Source organism: Lentzea sp. HUAS TT2, from assembly GCF_051853195.1.
GTDB lineage: Bacteria > Actinomycetota > Actinomycetes > Mycobacteriales > Pseudonocardiaceae > Lentzea.
In genome coordinates, this window is record NZ_CP196667.1 from 2,060,700 (window position 1) to 2,080,556 (window position 19,857).

A 19,857-nucleotide genomic window follows, 5' to 3' on the forward strand; every position below is an offset into this window, starting at 1 on the left:
AAGAGCGGGCCACATGGAGGGAAGGGGTGTCAACTCGATGAAAAGCGTGTCGAGTTGACACCCCTTCCCTCATGCAGCACGAGCTACGGCACGACTCGTGACGAAGCCACCCCACCCAGACCGCATTGGTAGAGACGGCTCGCCTGCGGCGTCGCGGGTGGGCTGCGGTGGGGCTGGGTGCGCTTGGACTTGGCTTGTTGTCCCTAGAGTTTTGTCATGGGGACGCTGCCGATCAGCATCAGGCGGACTGTGCCTGAGCCGCCGAAGTCGATCGTCGCCGTGGCACGCAGGCCAGCGCCGTCCACTGCCACCACTCGGCCCAGGCCGTACTTGTCGTGGGTTACCCGGTCGCCTACGTCCAGCTTCATCGCTGGGGCGTCCTTCCAGCCCGCTTTGCCCGGGGCTGGGCGGGACAGGCCTCGGGAGGCTATGCCGCCTGAGGCTGAGCGGCTCCAGGTCGTTGCTGCTGCCGGGCCTGAGCGGGACGGTTCCACTCGGCGCCAGTCCAGGAGGTCCTGGGGGATCTCGCCCAGGAAGCGGGAGGCCGGGTTTGCCGAGGGCTGGCCCCAGGCTGAGCGGACCAGGGCCCTGGAGAGGTAGAGGCGGCGCTGGGCCCTGGTGATGCCCACGTAGGCGAGGCGGCGTTCTTCTGCCAGCTCTGCTGGGTCGCCCAGTGCTCGCATGTGCGGGAAGACGCCGTCTTCCCAGCCCGTGCTGAAGACGACCGGGTATTCGAGGCCCTTGGCCGTGTGGATGGTCATCAGGGTGACCACGCCGTCCGAGTCCGCGTCCGGGATCGAGTCCGCGTCTGCCACCAGGGAGACGCGTTCCAGGAACGCCGGGAGGGACGGGACCGGGTCCGCGCCCTCTGGGAGCTCTAGCTCGGTGAACTCCCTTGCCACGGTGACGAGCTCGTTGAGGTTCTCGATCCTCGTGTGGTCCTGGGGGTCCTCGCTGGCTTCCAGCTCGGTGCGGTAGCCGGTCTTGTCCAGGACTGCTTCGAGGATGTCGGCCACGTCGTCCTCGCGGGCGACCATCTCGCCGAGCTGGTCCATCATTTCGACGAAACCGGCGATCGCGTTGCGGGAGCGCGGGTTCAGCATCGGGACGCGGTCGTTCACCGCTTCGCGGAGGGCTGTGGCGAAGCTGATTCGTTCGCGTTCCGCGTAGGCCGAGACGCAGGCTTCCGCTCGCTCGCCGATGCCTCGTTTCGGGACGTTCAGGATCCTGCGGAGCGAGACCGTGTCTTCCGGGTTCGCGAGAGTGCGGAGGTAGGCGAGGGCGTCTCGGACTTCTCGGCGCTCGTAGAAGCGGACGCCGCCGACCACTCGGTACGGGAGGCCGAGGCGGATGAAGATCTCCTCGAAGACCCGCGACTGGTTGTTGGTGCGGTAGAAGACGGCGATCTCGGAGTTGTTGACCTCGCCGCTGTCGACCAGGCTGTCGATCTCGTTGGCCACGAAGGCCGCTTCGTCGTGTTCGTTGTCCGCGACGTAGCCGACGATCTTCTCGCCCTCGCCGAGGTCGGACCAGAGCGACTTGTCGCGGCGGTTGGGGTTGCGGGAGATCACCGCGTTGGCCGCGGTCAGGATGTTCTGGGTGGAGCGGTAGTTCTGCTCCAGCAGGATCGTGGTGGCGTCCGGGTAGTCGCGCTCGAACTCCACGATGTTGCGGATCGTGGCGCCTCGGAAGGCGTAGATGGACTGGTCCGCGTCGCCCACCACGCAGAGCTCCGCCGGGGGGATCTCGCCGCCCGCCTTGCCGACCAGTTCGCGCACCAGGGTGTACTGCGCGTGGTTCGTGTCCTGGTACTCGTCGACCAGGACGTGGCGGAAGCGGCGGCGGTAGTGCTCTGCCACGTCCGGGAAGCGCTGGAGGAGCTCGACGGTCCTCATGATGAGGTCGTCGAAGTCGAGCGAGTTCGACTCGGCCAGGCGGCGCTGGTAGACGGTGTAGACCTCGGCCACGCGGCGTTCCAGGTCGTTCGTGGCCTGGGCTTCCGCGGTCTCCGGGTCGACGAGCTCGTTCTTGAGGTTCGAGATGTGCACGGCGAGGGTGCGGGCCGCGTACTTCTTCGGGTCCAGATCGAGGTCTCTGGCGACGAGGGTGATGAGGCGGCGCGTGTCGTCGCTGTCGTAGATCGAGAAGTTCGACGACATGCCGAGGGTCTTCGCGTCCCTGCGCATCACGCGGACGCACATCGAGTGGAACGTCGACACCCACATCGAGCGGGCGCGGGCGCCCACCATGTCGGCCACGCGTTCCTTCATCTCGGCGGCGGCCTTGTTCGTGAACGTGATGGCCATGATCTGGCCCGGATGCACGTCACGTTCCGCGAGCAGGTACGCGATCCGCCTGGTGAGGACACGCGTCTTGCCGGAGCCGGCGCCGGCCACCACGAGCAGGGGTGAACCGGCGTGCTCGACGGCACGGCGCTGCGCGGGGTTCAGGTCGTCGAGCAGGTGGCCCGCGCGGGAAACGGGGGGACTTGAAGGCAAGTCGAACAAGGCGCTCATCGTTCATCCACGGTACCGGGCGGCACCGACAAATCCCGTACCGCCCGACCATGTGTTCGACGAGAAGGGACTATCAGGTGCTGGTGTCGATCAAGAACGGCTGCGCGGCGTGCACCTCGTCGTGGCCGCCTGCCTCGGCGTACACGTCGAGGGTGTCCTGGGTCCAGATCGAGAAGGCCCTGGTCTCGACGGTGAGCGTCGGCCACGCCTCCTCGTGCACGATCAGGTGGTCCTGCGTGCACCTGAGACCCTCGGCGCCGGGGCCGTCGTTGACGTCCCAGCAGTCCCAGCCGTCGCCGGTGTAGCCCGTGACGTCGAGGCGGTCGGTCGGGAACGAGAGGAAGACGGACAGGCCCTGCTCGTCGTGGCCCGCGACGTTCGTGACGCCGAGGTCGAACTTCTGCCTCGCGGTCGTTCCGCCCCTGGTGGTCCAGGTACCCCCTGCGGGACCGGACCAGCCGGAGACCTTCGTGAGTGCGACGGTGGCGAAGTCCGGCTCCGCGGAAGCGGCCGGGACGACCGCGAGCGACAGCGCCACGGCAGCCGTCATCCCGAGTACGTGTTTCACATGACCCCCAGGTCTTGGAACGGGTACGCCGGCGACTCTATGTCTCGCCCTCGGTCCTGGAACCGGAACAGTTGCACGAGCCTCGCGGCCCGGACGTCCCACCTGATGAGCCCTCTCACCGCGCGGACTTGGCAGGTCCGGGGCCTTCTGTGCAACACTGAATCCATGCGCGCGACGTACTTCGAGTTTTTCTACGGGACCCGGACTCCGGCTCCCGTGGTCGTCTAGCGCTGAAAAGCCACCACGAAGCCCCGGAGTCCTCGGACACCGGGGCTTCGTCGCTTCCGGGCCAGGACTCGAAGAGTCGAGAGGTCACCACGATGGACACCACCACCGAGCCCGACATCAACGAACTGCGCGAGGAGATCGACCACCTCGACGCGGAGATCCTCCGCCTCGTGCAACGGCGCGTCGAGGTATCCAAGATCATCGGCGCGGCCCGCATGGCGGCCGGCGGCACGAAGATCGTGCACAACCGCGAGATCGACGTCCTCAACCGCTACCGGCCGCTCGGCCCTGAGGGCAAGGACCTCGCGATGATCCTGCTCAAGATGGGCCGCGGCCCGCTCGGCAGGTAGCAGGACCCCACGGGCCCGGCGTCACAGCACGCCGGGCCAAAAAGGCTTCAGGGCGGCACGCACGCGCCCGAGGTCCGCGTCCGCGAGCCGGGAGTCGTCCGGCACGTAGGCCAGCGGGTCCTCGAGCAACGGCTCCGGCAGCCGCAGCAGGCCCTCCACCAGCGCGTGCAGGCACAGCGCCGAGTAGCCGCGCAGGTAGCCGCCCTCCTGGGTGAGCACCACCCGCGGCCCGAACGACGCCACCCGCCGCCCGATCTCGCGGTACCCGTCCGCCGTGAGGTTGTGCCGCCCGTTGGGGTCGAACGCCGAGCCGTCGAACCCGGACGCGCACACCAGCAGGTCCGGTTCGAAGTCGCGCAGCAGCGGGAAGGCGATCTCGTCGAGCGCGCGCATGTACGTCGTGTCGCCCGCACCGAGTGACAGCTCGATGTTCACGTTCCTGCCGTTGGCGCCCACTTCTGATGGCGCGCCTGTCTGCGGGTGGTTCGTGCCCCACGAGCCGTGCCGCATGTGCACCGAGATGGTCAGCACGTCCGGGCGGTCGTAGAACACCTCCTGCGTGCCGTTGCCGTGGTGCACGTCCCAGTCCAGCACGGCGACCCGCAACCCTTGGCGCCGCGCGGTCTCCGCCACCAGAGCGGCGTTGTTCACGAAGCAGTAGCCGTCCGCCATGTCCGGCTGCGCGTGGTGCCCTGGCGGCCGCACGAGCGCGTACGCCACGGGTGCGCCGGACTCCAGTGCCGCCAACGCGGTCCCCGCCGCCGCGGAGGCCGCACGCCACGTCTCCGGCCCAACGACCGTGTTCACCTCCAGCGCCACACGCTCCGACACGCGCAACGAGTCCAAGTACCCCGCCGTGTGCACGCGCAGAAGCTCCTCAACGGACGCGTGGCGCCCCTCGTGCCACTTCAGGTGCGGCGCCACAGGGCCGTGCATCAGCGCGTGCCGGAACGTGCGCAGCCGTGCCGCCGTCTCCGGGTGCGGCTCGGCGACGTCCAGCCACGGCCAGGAGCCCGGCAGCTCCCACAGGCCCTCACCGGCGTCGTGCTCGAGGCAGTCGTCGTGCCAGAACATGTCCACCCGAATCGGATATCAGGGCGATCACGGATGGTCCATCGAAAAAAACTGGAGGCACACTGGAGACATGGGCCTCATCGCCGCACTGATCGCCATCGCCGGCCTGCTCGCCGCCTTGGCGCACGACGCTTACCTGGGCATGCTCGGATCGGCCGCGAACAAGAAGGGCCTGTCCGGCGCGCCGGTCTCGCAGTTCGTCCGCAGCCGCTGGAAGACCGCGATCATCACGACCGCCGGAGCGGTGATCGGCCTGCTGATCACCAACGGCGACTCGCTGGGCGCCGACGTGGTCGGCGCGCTGATCGCGGGTGGCAGCGGCCTGGCCGCGCTGAACGGGGTGCAGAACACGCGCAAGCAGCTCAACAGCGGTCAAGCTCAACTCCCGCCCCGCTGACAAACTTCACACAAAAGAGTGTCACTCGTCCTGAACACCCCCTTTTGGTTGTTTCGGTACCTCCGTACGGCCCTACTCTGACTAAGTCGCAGAGGGGTGTCGGGATGGACGAACTGCCGGGCAAGCATCGTCTCGACGACGGGGTCGCGCTGCCGCCGGAGACGCAGCCGCGGCCCGTCGTCGGGGGCGACCGCATCCCGCTGCCCCGCCGCCGCCAGATCGATCCGCTGCAGGACACCGACGGCCTGCGCAAGTTCAACATCGGGCTGGTGCCCGCCTCGGTCACGCCGCCGCGCACCTGGAAGCGCGCGGCCTGGTTCGCCGTCGTCTCGTCGGTGCTCGTGCTGGTCGGGCTGAGCGTCGCCGCGGCCAAGCTGGTCGGCGGCGGTGGCGAGGTCGAGACGGTCGGGCTGCCCGGTTACCCATCGGACGTGCCGATGATCTCCGCGCTGCCCACGGGTGGCGCGACCCCCTCCGCCACGGGCACCACGCCGTCCGCCGCGAACACCGACAGGGGCGCCCCCGTGCCGGGCACGGGCTCCCGCAGCGGCGTGCCGGGCACGAGCGGCCAGGCCTCCGCCCCCGCGAGCCCCAAGCCGTCAGGGACGGCCCCGCCTGTCATCACGACCGTGCCGGTCACCCAGGCCCCCGTGGTCGACGGCGGCAAGATCGCCGAGCAGACCGAGCACTTCTACCGCGCGATGACCACGAACGCGGACACGGCGCTCGCCATGACCACGGACACGGTGCGCTCGAACGCCGACGCGTTGCTGGAGGGCAGGCTCGCCGACATCTCGCTGATCGAGGTGAAGGAGATCGTGGTCGACCCCGGCAAGGGCCTCACCGTCAGCCTGCTGCAGGTGACGAAGAAGGACGGCTCCACGAGCACCGAGAAGCGCGAGCTCAGCTTCACCCTCGGCGATCTGCCGCTGATCAACGGTGAACGGTTGAAGCTCGGTGGCTGAAGTGGCTAAAGGTCACGGCCGGAGCTACCGAACGTAGTAGGGGGCACCTTTGAGCGAATCCCACGTACCGCTGGCCGCCACGAACGAGTGAAGTTCACCAGGACACTGGCTTCGGCACGCGCGGCCACGGTACGTCTTCAGCTGAACACGGACAGTACGGAGGACCAGAGCAGTGCAGCGTCCCGCGGCGACGACCGGACGGCGGCACAACCGCGCCGGCTCGATCAGCGTGGCCGAGCTGATCAAGCAGCAGCCGACCCCGATGCGCATCCTGTCGAACGAGGAAGCCGCCACCGACGCTCTCGTCACCTCCCTGCTCGGCCCCACCGAGAACATGACCGCGACGACGGCCGTGATCCCCGTCGTCCCCGGCCGCCGCCGTCGCACCAAGTCCAGCCGCGTCGCCAGGGTCGCGGGCCTGCTGACCGGCGCGATCGTGCTCGTCTCGTCCATCGCGGGCGCGGCGATCCTCGCGGGCAAGCGCCCGGCGAACGTCGGCGTCCCCGTCAGCGAACGCCCCGTCGCGCTGTCCGGGTCGAGCGCGCTGCGTCCCGACGTCCTGTCGGCGCAGTTGCCGCACGACCGCCCGCAGCCGCAGCCGCAGACCACCGCCGTCGTACCCATGCCGCAGCCGTCCGCGCTCCTGCTGGCCACCAGCGAGGCCGCGGAACCGTCCACGCCCGAGGTCTCGATCGGCCCCGTGCCGCAGGTGGACGTGGTGAAGAAGTTCTACGAGCTGCTCACGACCAAGCCGAGCTCCGCGGCCAAGCTGCTCTCGCCGGAGCTGGTCGGCGCGAACCCGGCGGAGTTCGCCCAGTCCTGGGGAAAGATCAAGACGGTGAACCTCGACCAGACGTCGGTGCGGCCGGACGGATCGGTGCTCGCGGTCGTCTCGATGCAGGAGACCGACGGCGGCTGGCTGCGCATCGAGCAGCTCTTCTGGCTCACCAGCACGACCCAGCCGCGCATCATCGGCACCGAGGTCCTTTCGGCGCAGCGCAGCTAGGCCGCGAACTTAGGTCGCACCCAACCGATTCGCCGTTCGCAGTCGAACGGTGACCGTTCGTCGCGAAAACCGGGTTTCGGTCGTGAAAATTCCCCCATAGGGGTTACATCTCCGGTCACGATTCGGTATCCATATCCCCGCCAGTGCGCGAACGCGAACTTGGAAGGGTGAACGAGCGGTGTCGATTGAGGACCATCGTCGGCGGCTGAACGGCTCGGCCGAGTCAACAGGCCAGCTGTCCGTCGCCGAGCTGATCGCCCGCCGCGAGGCGGAAACCGTGGAGATCCCGGTGATCACCGACGACATCACCCCCGAGTCGTTCGAGCCGACGATCAAGTTCAAGCCGGTCAAGGCTCCTGGCAGCAAGAAGAAGCAGCCCATGAAGGAGCTGCACATCACGGAGCTGCTGCGCCGTGAGGGCAGGGCCGACGACACCCAGCGCGGCGGGTTCACCGTCGGCAAGCTGGCCGCGGCCGCCAGCGGTGGCGTGATCATCTGCGGTTCCGTGGCGTTCGCCGCCTCCTCCTGGCTGTCCTCCCCCGACGAGCGCCCGCTCGCCGAGGTGCGGTTCGACGAGCGCGCCCAGGCCCGCGGCGCGAGCGCGGGCACCGAAGGCGTCGTGAAGCTGCCGTCGAACAAGACCCAGCAGTCCGACGCGAGCGAGACGCAGCAGGCCGACCCGACGAAGACGGACCCGACCACCCGCGTCGCCCCGTACGTCCAGACCCAGGCGCAGCGTCCGACGCAGCAGACCCAGACCCAGCAGCCGACGCAGCAGCCCACCTCCGAGACCTCGACCACGCCGTCGACGTCCACGGAGACCAGCACGCCGAGCACGCCGCCGTCGAGCGAGACGACGCCTCCGCCGCCGAGCTCGTCCACGACCACCCCGCCGAGCAACAGCACGCCGCCGCCCAGCTCGGAGAACCCGCTGCCGCCGCCGTCCAACCCGGTCGACGTGAGCGTGGACCTCGGCCTCCTCGACCCCGTGCTGAACACCGTGGGCGACGTCGTCGGCGGATTCGACTTCTTCGCCCCGGTGAACTGACGCACGACAGGTAGCTCAGCGGCGGCCCTCGGCAGGTACCCTGTGCGGGCATTCCGGACGACCCGCCGACTACCGCACGAGGAGCACGAGCGTGGGATCTGCTGCCACAGCCGCAGTCACGCCTTCGAGCGCCGCTGAGGTGGGCTTGTGACGACGTCCTCGGACGGCCGTCTGATCGCCGACCGCTACCGCTTCCTCGACCGCATCGGCTCCGGCGCGATGGGCATCGTCTGGCGTGCCCACGACGAACGCCTCGGCCGCGAGGTCGCGATCAAGCAGCTGCTCCTGGCTCCCGGCCTCGACGAGACCGAGCAGGACGAGGCCATCCAGCGCGCCATGCGCGAGGGCCGCATCGCCGCCAAGCTGCACCACCCGAACGCCATCGCCGTGTACGACGTCGTCGAGGAGGACGGCGTCCCGTGCCTGGTCATGGAGTACCTGCCGTCCTACAGCCTCGCGGACGCGCTGGCAGAGGGCGGGCCGATGGACCCGGTCGAGGTCGCCAGCATCGGCGCCCAGTGCGCGGCGGCGCTGGCCGCGGCCCACGCGGCGGGGATCGTGCACCGCGACGTGAAGCCGGGCAACGTGCTGATCGCCGAGAACGGCGTCGTCAAGATCACCGACTTCGGCATCTCGCGCGCGTCCGACGACATCACGGTCACCAAGACCGGCCTGATCGCCGGCACACCCGCCTACCTCGCGCCGGAGATCGCGCGGGGTCAGGACCCGACGCCGGCCTCGGACGTCTACTCGCTCGGCTCGACGCTGTTCGCCGCGATGGAGGGCGAGCCGCCCTATGGAGTGAGCGAGAACACTCTCGGTGTTCTGCACGCCGTCGCGGCCGGGCGGATCAACCCGCCGACCGTCGACCACCCGCTCTCCGACACGCTGCTGTACCTGCTGAACTTCGAGCCGGACGACAGGCCGACCATGGCCCAGGCGCGCGAGGTGCTCAACGCCGTAGCGCACGGTCGTTCGCCGTCGTTCAGCGGCCTGGCGGTGACTGCCGGACCGGACCCGACGACAATCGTCGAACCCGACCGGACCCGAGTGGTCCGGCCGGTGCCCCGGACCTCGCCACCGCGGACCGCGCCGCCGATGGCCCCCGCCAGGGGTCAGCAGGACAACCGGCCGCTGGTGATCGCTGCCGTCGTGTTGGCGTTGTTGCTGGTCATCGGTGGTCTGATGGTCGCGCTCGGGGTGTTCAACAAGGAGCCGCAGACCCCGTCTGCGCCGCCGGCGAGCAGTTCACAGACGGTGGAGCCGACGAGTTCGTTGCCCGAGGTGACCACAACCACGCCCGAGGCAACGACGACGCAGCAAACGACGTCTACAACAACGACGACGACAACCACGACCACTACGACGACTACTACGACCACGACCACCACGACGACGACAACTCCGAAGCCGTCGTCCTCGGTTCCTGTCGTGACAACGACAACGGTGCCGCCGCCCGGCCAGTAGGGCTAAGCATCATTACGTCGTAGAAATCTCGTAAGGTGGGTACCCGCACCTATGGGTGATCTGAACCCGAAGGTGTGATCAGCCGTTGAACAGAGAGCAAGTGACCGCACAGCGGGGAGCAACTGTGACCGACGATGGCCGATTGGTCGCTGGTCGCTACCGATTGAGCCAGCGGATCGGCAGCGGCGCCATGGGCGTCGTCTGGACGGCACATGATGAACGCCTGCACCGCACAGTCGCGGTCAAGCAGCTCCTCCTGCAGCCTGGACTAGCCGAAGCTGACACGGACGAGGCCAAGAGACGTGCCATGCGCGAGGGCCGCATCGCCGCGCGCCTGCAGCACCCTCACGCGGTCGCCGTCTACGACGTGGCCGAGGACGACAGCCAGCCCTGGCTGATCATGGAGTACCTGCCGTCGAAGAGCCTCTCCGGAGTGCTCTCCGAACGAGGCACGCTGCCGCCGCGCGACGTGGCGTCGATCGGCATGCAGGTCGCCTCCGCGCTGGCCGCCGCGCACAACGCCGGCATCGTGCACCGCGACATCAAGCCCGGCAACATCCTGCTCGGCGACGACGGCACGGTGAAGATCACCGACTTCGGCATCTCCCGCGCGACCGGTGACGTCACCGTCACCGCGACGGGCATGCTCGCCGGCACCCCCGCCTACCTCGCGCCCGAGGTGGCCAAGGGGTACGACCCCGGCTCGCCGTCCGACGTGTTCTCCCTGGGCTCCACGCTCTACGCCGCGATCGAGGGCGAACCGCCGTTCGGTCTGAGCGAGAACACCATCGCGCTGCTGCACAAGGTCGCGTCCGGCAAGGTCAACCCGCCGCGCAACGCCGGCCCGCTGACCGCGCTGCTGATGCGCCTGCTGCGCGCGGAGCCGGAAGACCGCCCGACCATGGCCGAGGCCCGTGACGCGCTCGCCGCCGTCGCGAACGGCCAGGCCGCCCCCGCCTTCACGCCCGCCGTCGTCGCGCCGACCCACCCGCCGTCGTGGCGCGGTGCGCCGGTGCCGCAGCAGCAGGCGGCCACGCGGGCCCTGACGCCCCAGCAGGGGCACCAGCAGGCACCGCCGCCCAACGCGACGCGGGTCGACATGGGCATGGGCACGCCTCCGCGAGCCATGCCCGCGCAGCAGCAGCCGCGGTCGAACCACCGCCCCGCCGCCGCACCGCAGTACTCGCAGCGCCCGAAGCAGACGGCGTTCGCCTCGTCGGCGAAGAGCAAGAAGTCGACGATCTACACCGCGCTCGCCATCGTGGCGGCGGCGGTCGTCGGCATCATGTTCGCCAGCATGCTGTCGAACAGCGGCGACGGCGGGAACACGGACAACAACGCGGGGCCCAGCACGTCGACCCAGCAGACCCAGGACGGCGGCCCTCCCGCTTCCAACAAACCCAAGCTCGCCGACAAGGCGGGCAAGTGGACGGACGTCCCGTCCGAAAGCGATCGCCGCGCCATGCTCGAGGACTACCTCAACTCGGCCGTGAGCGCACCGGACGACGCCTGGCAGATGGGGAACGGCAACTTCCAGGGCACCTACGCGGGCGGGCTCAGCGGCTTCAAGAGCTTCTGGGGCGGCTACAAGCAGGCGAAGATCGTCAGCGCCGAGGAACGTGACGACTTCTACTTCGTGATCTCAGTGGAGCTCACCAAGAAGGACGGCACGAAGTCCACGGTGCAACGTCAGATCTCACTCGAATGGCGGAGCCCCAACTTCCTGTTGAGCTACGACAAGCCTTTTGGCAGCGCGTAGCACACAAAGGAATAACCGCCTACTTCTTGACACGCTCGGCCAGTTCCCCTTTTATGGATGTCAACTGACATTAGCTCTGGGGGAATTCGAGCATGCCGAACAATCGTGCCCGCCGTTCTGCGGGTCTCATCGCCGCCGTCGCGGCAACGCTCGCCACCATGCCCATCGTGGCCGGCACTACGCAGGCAGCGGAGGGCTGCGCCGTTGGCGCCGGCTCCTTCAAGATCGACGAGGTGTTCACCAGCAGCAACGCCAGCAAGATCACCCTCTGGTACGACCCGAACGCCCAGTGCGCCTGGGCCACCCTGGAGGGTGTGCCGAACTACGCCCAGGTCTGGCTCGACCGGCGCGAGCCCTACCAGGGCATGGTGGGTGGCGTTCGGAACACCAACAGCAGCGGCTACGGCAGCACCGACACGTGGAACATGCGAAACAAGTCCTATCGAGCATGCGGCTCGAACGGCAGTGGACAACCGATCTCATGCACCAATTGGCATTGACCTGATTCGAAGCCCTGGTCAGGAGGCCCGTGCGGCCTTCTCCAGGGCTTCGGCCAAGGTCAGCACGGCCGGATTCCACGCGGCGTCCTCGCGGTAGACGACGTGAATGTGCCGCACCGGTTCGGGATTGCGCACCTTGCGCAGCACCACGCCGGGGTGCGCATATCCCAGACCGAGCCGCGGAATGATCGTGACGCCCAGTCCGGCCGCCACAAATCCTTGAGCGGTCGCGTAGTCGTCGCTTTCCACGACCACCTTCGGCGCGAATCCCGCGCCCGCGCACGCGTTCCTCACCAGGTCCGCGCACGGCCCGGCGGCGCCGCAGTCCGCGTCGATCCACGGCTCGTCGGCGAGCTCGCCGAGGTCGAGCACGCGCTTGCGGGCCAGGGCGTGACCCCGCGGCAGCACGGCGTAGAACGGGTCGGCGAGCAGGTGCCGCGCGATCATGCCCTCCGGGGCCGGCGCATCGGCCTCCAGCACGGTGATCGCCACGTCCGCCCGCCCGGCAGCCAGTTCGACGAACGGGTCGGTCGGCTCGGTGAGCTTCAGGTCCAGCTCGACACCCGAGCGCTCGGCCCGGAAGGTCGCCACCGCGGGCGGCACGAGCGCCGCTCCGGCCGTGGCGAAGTAGCGGACGCGCAGGGTGCCCGCGCAGCCGTTGCGCAACGCCGTCAGGGCGCTCTCGGCCTCGGCCAGCTGCTCGGCGAGCCGGGCGGCGTGCTCGGTGAGCAGACGTCCCGCCGCGGTCGGCCGGATGCCCCTGCCGACGCGTTCCAGCAGCGGCAGGCCCGCCTGCTTCTCGAGGCCCGCGACCTGCTGCGAGATGGCGGACGGGGTGTAGCCGAGGTTCGTCGCGGCCGCGGTGATGGAACCCGTGCTCACGACGGCCCTGAGCACCTGCATTCGTCGCACGTCCAGCATGCCTCGACCTTACAGCGGAGCTTAAAGGTTCAGCACAACAATTAAATTGTTTTTACGTGTCCACGCGCGCATGGTTGACACGTGAACCAACGCGGAACGTTGATCAGGATGGGCGTGCTCGCCCTGCTGTGGGGATCCAGCTTCCTGTGGATGAAGCTGGCGCTCGGGAGTCTCGCGCCCCTGCAGATCTCGCTCGTGCGGACGTTCTTCGGCGCCGCCGTGCTGTTCGTCGTGCTCGCGCTGGCGAAGATGAGCCTGCCGCGCGACCGCCGGATCTGGGGTCACATGCTCTTCGTGGCGCTGTTCGGCAGCGCCATCCCGTTCACGCTGTTCGCGTTCGGCGGCCAGACCGTCGACTCGGGCGTCTCCGGGGTGCTCAACTCCACGACGCCGCTGTTCGCGCTGGCCATCGGCCTCGTGCTGGGTTCGGAGAAGATCAGCAACTTCGTCCGCATGCTCGGCCTCGGACTCGGTTTCGCGGGCGTGCTGGTGATCTTCGCGCCGTGGCAGTCGGCCAACAGCATCGCGAGCTGGGGTGCGGTGCTGTGCCTGATCGGCGCCGCGAGCTACGCCATCGGCTACTCCTACGCCGGGCGCTACTTGGTCAACACGGGCGCCACCTCGACGCAGCTCGCCGCCATGCAGCTGACCACCGCGATGGGGATGCTGATCCTGGCGACGCCGTTCGGCGGACTGCAGCCGCTGCACCTGCACTGGGTCGGCGTCGCGGCCGTGATGATCCTCGGCGTCTTCGGCACCGGCGTCGCGTTCATCCTCAACTACCGCGTCATCGCCGACGAGGGCGCCACGACGGCAACTACCGTCGGTTACCTTCTGCCCGTCGTCTCCGTACTCCTTGGAGCGATCTTCCTCGGAGAGCAACTCAACGCAAGGGTCGTCGTCGGCATGCTGGTGGTGCTCCTGGGCGTCGCACTGACCCGGAGGAAGCCCGTCGCGGCAGGTCAGACCGTCTCACCAAACGAGACACGCGACCTGGTCAAACGCTGAAGGGTGAGACGCACGTCTCCCCCAATAGGATGGTTCCGAGACGAATCGCGTCCTTAACGGGCTGCTTGGCCGTCTCCTCTTTGTGAGCGGACATGGAGACCAGCCTGGGAAGGACATCGACATGAACAACGAGAACCTGAAGGTCACCACCCGGACGACTTTTCAGCTCCTCGCACCCGGAGCCGCGCCGGCGCCGGTCGAGGCAGAACTCGTGTACGACCCCGAGGACCCCTACGCGGTCGCCGTCATCTTCTTCACGGGCTCCGGCCGCGTCGAGTGGATGTTCGCCCGCGACCTGCTGGCCGACGGCCTGCTGACGCCGTCCGGTGAGGGCGACATCCTCGTCCGGCCCGCGTCCGACGACCCGGAGCGCGTCCTGGTCGAGCTGAACGCGCCGACCGGGTTCGCCATCCTCAGCGCCGTCGCCGAGGACGTGGCGGAGTTCCTGGACAGCTCCTACGACGTCGTGCAGCCGGGCGAGGAGGACCTGTGGATCGACTTCGACCGTGAGCTGCAGAAGCTGGTCTCGACGATCGACTAGTCCCGTGGCGGTGCACCGGGTGGTCGAACGGGCGCGGGACGAGGTGCCGGCACGCGGGGCAGCGTGGCCGACCAGCTCGTCACCGGAGACCACCGCAGGGCGATGTGCGGCGTCGTGGGCAGCGGCGAACGCATGTCCGGGCAGGACGAGCGGGTCACAGAGGCAAGTCCCCACCGGTGACTTCCGGCTCGGCACCACGAAGACAGCCTCCAGCGAGCGCGGCAGCCGTCTCGTTCGGCGCGATCCGCACCACCCCGTGGGCGGGGAACGGCGAATGCTCGTCTCCGCGATTGATTAGTCTCAGGGTGTGACAACCATCGGGGGCCGCTACACGCTGCTCGAGCGCATCGGCAGCGGTGCGATGGGGGTGGTCTGGCGGGCACGCGACGAGGTGCTGGCCCGTGAGGTCGCGGTCAAGCAGCTCATCACAGGTGACCACCAGCGGGCGATGCGGGAGGCGCGCAACGCCGCGAGGTTGCACCACCAGCACGCGATCGCGGTGTTCGACGTCGTGGGCAGCGACGACGAAGAGCCGTGGATCGTCATGGAGTACCTGGCCTCGCACAGTCTGTCGGCGCTGATCGCCGAACGCGGGCCGCTCAAGCCGGCCCAGGCGGCGAGCATCGGGGCCAAGGTCGCCTCGGCTCTGGCCGCGGCGCACGCGGCGGGTCTGGTCCACCGCGACATCAAGCCCGGCAACGTCCTGATCGGCCACGACGGCACGGTCAAGATCACCGACTTCGGCATCTCCAAGGCGACCGGCGACGGCACGATGACCGACACCGGCATGATCGCGGGCACCCCCGCCTACCTCGCACCCGAGGTGGCGCGCGGCGAGCAGCCCGGTGCGGCGTCCGACGTGTTCTCGCTCGGCGCCACGATCTACACGGCCATCGAGGGCGAGTCGGTCTTCGGGCCCAGCGACAACAGCTTCGGCCTCATCTACCGCGCCGCGAGCGGCCAGTTCCGCGATCCCAAGAACGCGGGCGAGCTCACGCCGTTGCTCATGCGGCTGCTCTCGCAGGACCAGAAGGACCGGCCCACCGCGCAGGAGGCCGCCGATCTGCTGGCCGCCGAGCAGCAGCCGTCGCAGCCGTTGCAGATCCCCCAGCAGCAGCAACCCCGGCTCAAGCCGCCGAACCGCAGGATCCTCACGATCCTCGCCGTCATCGCGGTGCTGGCGATCGGCGGTGGCGCCGCGGCCGCGTACTGGAACGGCACCGGCGAGGGCAACACCCCGGTCAACCAGGCGGACTTCACCCAGCAGCAACCGGTCTACTTCACGGCCGAGCAGGCCATGGCGTTCGCCAAGGAGCACTACGACCGGCTGCCGCGCGCCGACGTAGAGGCGGCCTGGCTGGACCTGCGGGAGAACATCAGGGAGCCGAAAGCGGATTTCGTGCAGCGGTGGAAGGGCTACACCTCGGTTCAGTGCACCTTCTCGCAGATCCCCGTCCGCTCGAACGGGCCCGACTGGATCGTCACGGTGAACCTCGCCCTCGTCACCGACCTGGGCAAGCAACGCAACATCGTCGTCGAGGTCGCGGTCGCCGCGGTCGACAACCAGATGAAGATCTCCGGTCTCAGAGAGATTGGCTGAGCAGCCAGAAGCTGCCGCCACCGACGACCACGCCCATCACGGACCCGGCCAGCACCTGGGCCGTCGTGTGGTCACCGAGCTCGACGCGCGACCACGCCACCAGTGCGGCGGGCAGTGCGAGCAGCAGCCACCACGGCCCGTAGACGATCGCCAGCGTCACCACGGCAGCCCACGCCACGGCGGCGTGCAGCGAGATCTTCCACTTCAGTCCGAACGTGATGGCCATGCTGACCACCAGCGAGGCGAACATGCTGCCCGCCAGCGCGAGCATGTTCCGCGGCGCGTCGCCCAGGACCATGATCACCGTGCCGGCCGCCAGCGACGCGCCCGCCGTGACCAGCGGAACGAGCCTGCCCTCGCGGTTCGTGACGTGGTGACCGTCCCACTTGCCCTTGCGCGCGCCACGCACGATGACGGCCATCGGGATGACGGACGCCGTCAAGGCGACCACGAACCCCCACAGCAGCGTCTTCCAGAAGCTCTCCGTCGCGGCCGCAACCCCGAACGGCAGCAGAATCACCCAGACCCACGGCGCCAGCACCTCGGTGGCACCGCGGGCGACCTTTTTGATCAAAGTCCCCTCAGACCAGTCTGCGATCAGTGGCCCAGCGGGAGAGCTCGTACCGGTTGGAGAGCTGGGTCTTCCGCAGGACGCTCGACACGTGCGTCTCCACCGTTTTCACGCTGATGAACAGCTCGGACGCGATCTCCTTGTAAGCGTAACCGCGGGCCAGCAGCCTCAGAACGTCGCGTTCGCGCGGCGTCAGCAGGTCGAGCTCGGGGTCGCTGATCGGCGCGGCACCGGGCCGGTCAGCGAACGCGTCCAGCACGAACCCCGCCAGGCGCGGCGAGAACACCGCGTCGCCCTCCGACACCCGCACGACGGCCTTGACCAGCTCCTGGCTGGAGATCGTCTTCGTGACGTACCCGCGCGCGCCGGCGCGGATGACGTTGATGACGTCCTCTGCCGCGTCGGAGACCGACAGGGCGAGGAACGTGACCTCGGGGATCTTGGTGCGGGTCTGCCGCAGCACCTCGGCGCCGCCGCCGTCGGGCATGTGCACGTCCAGCAGCACGACGTCCGGCTTGTGGTGCGCGATCCCCGCCACCGCCTCGCCGACGCTGCCGGCCTCGCCGACGACCTCGATCTCCTCGGTGATGGTGTCGAGCTCCGCACGCACCCCGGCGCGGAACAACGCGTGGTCGTCCACCAGGAACACCCTGACGCTCATGTCCTGGCCTCCGTCTTCCTCGGCATCTCGAGCTGCACCTCGGTCCCCTCTCCCGGAGCCGTGCGCAGTCGCACCTCCCCGCCGTGCCTGGTCATTCTCCCCCTGATGCTGCCCGCGAGGCCATGCCGGTCGTCGGGAACCGCGTCGGGGTCGAAACCCTTGCCCCGATCGCGCACGAACACGGTCACCTTCTCCGGCTCGACCTCGGCGTAGACGCTGACCTCGGCCACCCCCGCGTGCTTGGCCGCGTTGACCACCGCCTCCTTCGACGCCTGGACCAGCGCGAACATCCCGTCCTCCAGCTCGCAGTCCCCGACCACGACCTGGGAGACGGCGATGGCGAAGTCGTCCTCCACCTCCGCGCACACCTGGGCGATCGCGATGCTGATCGAGTGCGGCTGCTCGCCCACCTCACGGCCGTAGAGCCAGCTGCGCAGCTCGCGTTCCTGGCCGCGGGCCAGGCGCTTGACCTCGCGCGGCGACTCGGACTGCTTCTGGATCAGGGCGAGCGTCTGCAGCACCGAGTCGTGCAGGTGGGCGGCGATCTCGGCGCGTTCCTCGGTGCGGATGCGCGCACGGCGTTCCGAGTCCAGGTCGCGCACCAGCCGCATCCACAGCGGCACGGTCAGCACCGCGACACCGATCAGCGTCGCCAGCACGGAGAGGATCACGGTCGAGAGGTTCGCGACGGTGTCGTTCACCACGAGGAACGCGGCGACGCCCGCCACGACCAGCGCGCCTCCCGCGACCGTCCGCACGATCCCCGACTTCCCCTGCGCGAACGCCCCGTCCCGCCAGCGGCGCCGCTGTGCCTCGTCCGCCTCGCGCCACACGACCGCGGCGCCCACGAGTGCCACCGCGATCGGCCCGGTGATCCAGCCGCTCCACGTCCCGCCGATCAGGCCGGTGAAGACCGCGACGCCGACGCCCAGGGCGGCGAGGCCGACGGCCTGCTGCCACTCCTTGCGGTCCTTGTCGGTCTCCGGTTCCGCCACCGCGGACTGCGGCACGAACATCCAGAGCAACGCGTAGGCGATGATCCCGACCCCGCTGAACGCGGCGAACACGGCGAAGATCGCGCGCACCCAGAAGACAGGTGCGCCGAGATGGTCGGCCAGTCCGCTCGCGACGCCCGCGACCACCCGGCCGGTGCGTCGACGGCGCATCGGCTCAATGCGTGCACTCACCATCCGATCGTCACACGTCCTCGCGAGTTGTTCATCAGGGATGACCCCGGTTCCGTTGTTCAGGGCTGGTCCCTGATGTGGCTGGGAGCTTGCCGTAGCAACCTTGTCATCGTGAGCGGGACTGAGAAGGCAATGCAGGGCGTGGCGGACACGCTCAGAGAGTTCTGGGCGCACCGTCCGGTGCGGCCCCGTGCAGGGCGCAAGGCCGGCGGTGTGGCCACCGGGATCGCCCTGCGCTACCAGATCGACCCGGTGATCGTCCGGATCGCGTTCGTGGCACTCGCCCTGTCGGGTGGTGTGGGCATCCCGCTGTACCTGGCGGGCTGGCTGCTGCTGCCGGAGGAGGGCGACGCGGTCTCGCCGCTGGAGTCGTTGATCAACAAGGGCCACAGCTCGATGCCCCAGGCCCAGACGGTCCTGCTGGGCTTCCTGATGTTCCCCGCGCTCGCCTTCACGTTCGGGAGCGGCGGGTTCCAGGTAGTGGTGACGCTGGCCGCGGCGGTCGCGTGCATCTACCTGCTGCAGAAGAACCGTGGGCACCTGCAGCCGGCGACGCTCGCGGACACCGTCCCGGCGCCGCCCCCGGTGCAGGGGGCACCGGCCTGGGACCCGCTGGGTGCCGCGCCGTTCGCGTGGGACCTGCCGGAACCGGCCGCGGCACCGCAGCCGCCGGCCCCCAGGCCGCCTCGTGGGCCGCGCATCGGCCTGATGACGCTGGGCGTCGCGACGCTGGTCGTCGCCGCCTCCGCGATCGCCGGGGCCTGGGTGTCGTGGTTCACCGTGCCGCACGTCATCGGCCTGGTGCTCGCGGTGCTGGCGGCGGGCCTGCTGGTCGGGTCGTTCGCCGGAGGTGGCCGCGGCCTGATCTGGCTGCTGATCCCGCTGTCCGTGGTGGGCTTCGGCATGACGGCGATCGACTTCGACGGCAGCCCGAGCAGCCTGAGCAGCTACAACGAGAAGCCGAAGTCCGTGTCCGACGTGCGGGACCGGTACGAGACGAGCGTCGGCAGCGTGCAGCTCGATCTGCGCGACCTGCCCGACTCCGGTTCGGTGAAGACCGCGATCGAGGTCGAGCTCGGCGAGGTGCGGGTGCACGTGCCCAAGAACGCGGACGTGACGTACAGGTGCGAGGCGTCGTCCATCGGCGAGCTCGAATGCCTGGGCAAGCGGGCGGAGGGCACCGGCGTGGACGTCAGCGGCCGCGACCTCGGCGAGAACGGCGAGGGCGGCCTCAAGATCGAGCTCGACGTGCAGGCCAGCGTCGGAGAGGTGAAGGTGCTCCGTGACTGAGCAGGGAATGCGCAGGCGGATCGACCCGGTGACGCTGGTCTTCGGGATCGGCGGCGGGTTGATGGCGGCCTACGTGCTGAGCAACGGGTCTTTCTGGTTCGACTTCCGGTGGGCGTTGGGAGGAACGGCCATCGTGGTCGGGCTGGTGCTGCTGACCAACTCGATCAGGCGCAAGACCCGCGAATGAGAAAGGGCCCCCG

20 protein-coding genes are annotated in these 19,857 nt (G+C 69.0%); 13 read left to right on the forward strand and 7 right to left on the reverse strand.

Annotated features, from left to right (window positions below):
- Positions 1-203: 203 nt before the first annotated feature.
- Together pcrA and ACSHWB_RS10125 are read right to left on the reverse strand one after the other, a co-directional pair.
- The gene (pcrA, locus tag ACSHWB_RS10120; protein WP_439661823.1) at positions 204-2,516 is read right to left on the reverse strand and encodes a DNA helicase PcrA; all 2,313 of its coding nucleotides are present in this window, start codon (positions 2,514-2,516) and stop codon (positions 204-206) included.
- 73 nt (positions 2,517-2,589) lie between these two features.
- A complete protein-coding gene (locus ACSHWB_RS10125) occupies positions 2,590-3,066 on the reverse strand; it encodes a hypothetical protein (RefSeq protein ID WP_439661824.1) in 477 nt (158 codons plus the stop codon).
- A gap of 248 nt (positions 3,067-3,314) precedes the next feature.
- Here ACSHWB_RS10125 and ACSHWB_RS10130 point away from each other — a divergent pair, with 248 nt between their 5' ends.
- Positions 3,315-3,662, forward strand: a complete 348-nt coding sequence (locus ACSHWB_RS10130) for a chorismate mutase (RefSeq protein WP_439664561.1) — start codon at positions 3,315-3,317, stop codon at positions 3,660-3,662.
- A 21-nt stretch (positions 3,663-3,683) separates the two neighbouring features.
- On the opposite strand, the gene ACSHWB_RS10135 is transcribed toward ACSHWB_RS10130, so the two are convergent.
- Complete coding sequence (locus tag ACSHWB_RS10135) at positions 3,684-4,736, reverse strand: histone deacetylase (RefSeq protein ID WP_439664562.1); 1,053 nt, start codon at positions 4,734-4,736, stop codon at positions 3,684-3,686.
- 70 nt (positions 4,737-4,806) lie between these two features.
- Here ACSHWB_RS10135 and ACSHWB_RS10140 point away from each other — a divergent pair, with 70 nt between their 5' ends.
- The 7 genes from ACSHWB_RS10140 (at position 4,807) to ACSHWB_RS10170 (ending at position 11,878) form a co-directional block, all read left to right on the forward strand.
- The gene (locus ACSHWB_RS10140; RefSeq protein ID WP_439661825.1) at positions 4,807-5,133 is read left to right on the forward strand and encodes a hypothetical protein; all 327 of its coding nucleotides are present in this window, start codon (positions 4,807-4,809) and stop codon (positions 5,131-5,133) included.
- 104 nt (positions 5,134-5,237) lie between these two features.
- Positions 5,238-6,098 carry a hypothetical protein gene (locus ACSHWB_RS10145; protein ID WP_439661826.1) on the forward strand — a complete coding sequence of 287 codons (861 nt, stop codon included), beginning with the start codon at positions 5,238-5,240 and terminating at the stop codon, positions 6,096-6,098.
- Between the two features lie 172 nt (positions 6,099-6,270).
- Positions 6,271-7,104 carry a hypothetical protein gene (locus ACSHWB_RS10150; protein WP_439661827.1) on the forward strand — a complete coding sequence of 278 codons (834 nt, stop codon included), beginning with the start codon at positions 6,271-6,273 and terminating at the stop codon, positions 7,102-7,104.
- A gap of 178 nt (positions 7,105-7,282) precedes the next feature.
- Positions 7,283-8,152 (forward strand): hypothetical protein, encoded by an 870-nt coding sequence (locus tag ACSHWB_RS10155; protein WP_439661828.1) that lies wholly within the window; start codon positions 7,283-7,285, stop codon positions 8,150-8,152.
- Positions 8,153-8,299: 147 nt separating this feature from the next.
- The gene (locus tag ACSHWB_RS10160; protein ID WP_439661829.1) at positions 8,300-9,619 is read left to right on the forward strand and encodes a serine/threonine-protein kinase; all 1,320 of its coding nucleotides are present in this window, start codon (positions 8,300-8,302) and stop codon (positions 9,617-9,619) included.
- A 124-nt stretch (positions 9,620-9,743) separates the two neighbouring features.
- Positions 9,744-11,378, forward strand: a complete 1,635-nt coding sequence (locus tag ACSHWB_RS10165) for a protein kinase domain-containing protein (protein ID WP_439661830.1) — start codon at positions 9,744-9,746, stop codon at positions 11,376-11,378.
- 158 nt (positions 11,379-11,536) lie between these two features.
- Entirely contained in the window at positions 11,537-11,878 is a 342-nt protein-coding gene (locus ACSHWB_RS10170) for a hypothetical protein (protein WP_439661831.1), read from the forward strand.
- 18 nt (positions 11,879-11,896) lie between these two features.
- Here the strand turns inward: ACSHWB_RS10170 and ACSHWB_RS10175 are convergent, their stop codons facing one another.
- Entirely contained in the window at positions 11,897-12,799 is a 903-nt protein-coding gene (locus ACSHWB_RS10175) for a LysR family transcriptional regulator (protein ID WP_439661832.1), read from the reverse strand.
- 81 nt (positions 12,800-12,880) lie between these two features.
- Here ACSHWB_RS10175 and ACSHWB_RS10180 point away from each other — a divergent pair, with 81 nt between their 5' ends.
- The 3 genes from ACSHWB_RS10180 to ACSHWB_RS10190 all read left to right on the forward strand — a co-directional run bounded on the left by ACSHWB_RS10180 (position 12,881) and on the right by ACSHWB_RS10190 (position 15,948).
- Positions 12,881-13,807, forward strand: a complete 927-nt coding sequence (locus tag ACSHWB_RS10180; protein ID WP_439661833.1) for a DMT family transporter — start codon at positions 12,881-12,883, stop codon at positions 13,805-13,807.
- A gap of 121 nt (positions 13,808-13,928) precedes the next feature.
- Positions 13,929-14,348, forward strand: coding sequence for an SsgA family sporulation/cell division regulator (locus ACSHWB_RS10185; RefSeq protein ID WP_093591358.1), 420 nt, complete (start codon positions 13,929-13,931; stop codon positions 14,346-14,348).
- 307 nt (positions 14,349-14,655) lie between these two features.
- Positions 14,656-15,948, forward strand: coding sequence for a serine/threonine-protein kinase (locus tag ACSHWB_RS10190; protein WP_439661834.1), 1,293 nt, complete (start codon positions 14,656-14,658; stop codon positions 15,946-15,948).
- On the opposite strand, the gene ACSHWB_RS10195 is transcribed toward ACSHWB_RS10190, so the two are convergent.
- Genes ACSHWB_RS10195 through ACSHWB_RS10205 form a run of 3 tightly spaced genes read right to left on the reverse strand, consistent with a single transcriptional unit; the run spans position 15,932 to position 18,346 of the window.
- A complete protein-coding gene (locus ACSHWB_RS10195; RefSeq protein WP_439661835.1) occupies positions 15,932-16,522 on the reverse strand; it encodes a hypothetical protein in 591 nt (196 codons plus the stop codon). The two genes, ACSHWB_RS10190 and ACSHWB_RS10195, sit on opposite strands and share 17 nt — an antisense overlap.
- Positions 16,523-16,529: 7 nt before the next feature.
- Positions 16,530-17,180, reverse strand: a complete 651-nt coding sequence (locus ACSHWB_RS10200) for a response regulator (RefSeq protein WP_439661836.1) — start codon at positions 17,178-17,180, stop codon at positions 16,530-16,532.
- The gene (locus tag ACSHWB_RS10205; protein WP_439661837.1) at positions 17,177-18,346 is read right to left on the reverse strand and encodes an ATP-binding protein; all 1,170 of its coding nucleotides are present in this window, start codon (positions 18,344-18,346) and stop codon (positions 17,177-17,179) included. The genes ACSHWB_RS10200 and ACSHWB_RS10205 overlap by 4 nt, the downstream gene beginning before the upstream one ends.
- Before the next feature lie 132 nt (positions 18,347-18,478).
- Here ACSHWB_RS10205 and ACSHWB_RS10210 point away from each other — a divergent pair, with 132 nt between their 5' ends.
- Both ACSHWB_RS10210 and ACSHWB_RS10215 read left to right on the forward strand, forming a co-directional pair.
- Positions 18,479-19,657: a PspC domain-containing protein gene (locus tag ACSHWB_RS10210; RefSeq protein ID WP_439661838.1), complete on the forward strand. Its 1,179-nt coding sequence runs from the start codon at positions 18,479-18,481 to the stop codon at positions 19,655-19,657.
- Entirely contained in the window at positions 19,650-19,844 is a 195-nt protein-coding gene (locus tag ACSHWB_RS10215; protein WP_439661839.1) for a hypothetical protein, read from the forward strand. The genes ACSHWB_RS10210 and ACSHWB_RS10215 overlap by 8 nt, the downstream gene beginning before the upstream one ends.
- The last annotated feature ends 13 nt before the right edge of the window (positions 19,845-19,857 follow it).

Excerpts from the sequence above, each read along its gene's own strand:
- pcrA (WP_439661823.1), bottom strand. The coding sequence starts at position 2,516 with ATGAGCGCCTTGTTCGACTTGCCTTCAAGTCCCCCCGTTTCCCGCGCG.
- ACSHWB_RS10125 (WP_439661824.1), bottom strand. The coding sequence starts at position 3,066 with ATGACGGCTGCCGTGGCGCTGTCGCTCGCGGTCGTCCCGGCCGCTTCC.
- ACSHWB_RS10135 (WP_439664562.1), bottom strand. The coding sequence starts at position 4,736 with ATGTTCTGGCACGACGACTGCCTCGAGCACGACGCCGGTGAGGGCCTG.
- ACSHWB_RS10140 (WP_439661825.1), top strand. The coding sequence starts at position 4,807 with ATGGGCCTCATCGCCGCACTGATCGCCATCGCCGGCCTGCTCGCCGCC.
- ACSHWB_RS10145 (WP_439661826.1), top strand. The coding sequence starts at position 5,238 with ATGGACGAACTGCCGGGCAAGCATCGTCTCGACGACGGGGTCGCGCTG.
- ACSHWB_RS10170 (WP_439661831.1), top strand. The coding sequence starts at position 11,537 with ATGCCCATCGTGGCCGGCACTACGCAGGCAGCGGAGGGCTGCGCCGTT.
- ACSHWB_RS10175 (WP_439661832.1), bottom strand. The coding sequence starts at position 12,799 with ATGCTGGACGTGCGACGAATGCAGGTGCTCAGGGCCGTCGTGAGCACG.
- ACSHWB_RS10185 (WP_093591358.1), top strand. The coding sequence starts at position 13,929 with ATGAACAACGAGAACCTGAAGGTCACCACCCGGACGACTTTTCAGCTC.
- ACSHWB_RS10200 (WP_439661836.1), bottom strand. The coding sequence starts at position 17,180 with ATGAGCGTCAGGGTGTTCCTGGTGGACGACCACGCGTTGTTCCGCGCC.
- ACSHWB_RS10205 (WP_439661837.1), bottom strand. The coding sequence starts at position 18,346 with ATGCGCCGTCGACGCACCGGCCGGGTGGTCGCGGGCGTCGCGAGCGGA.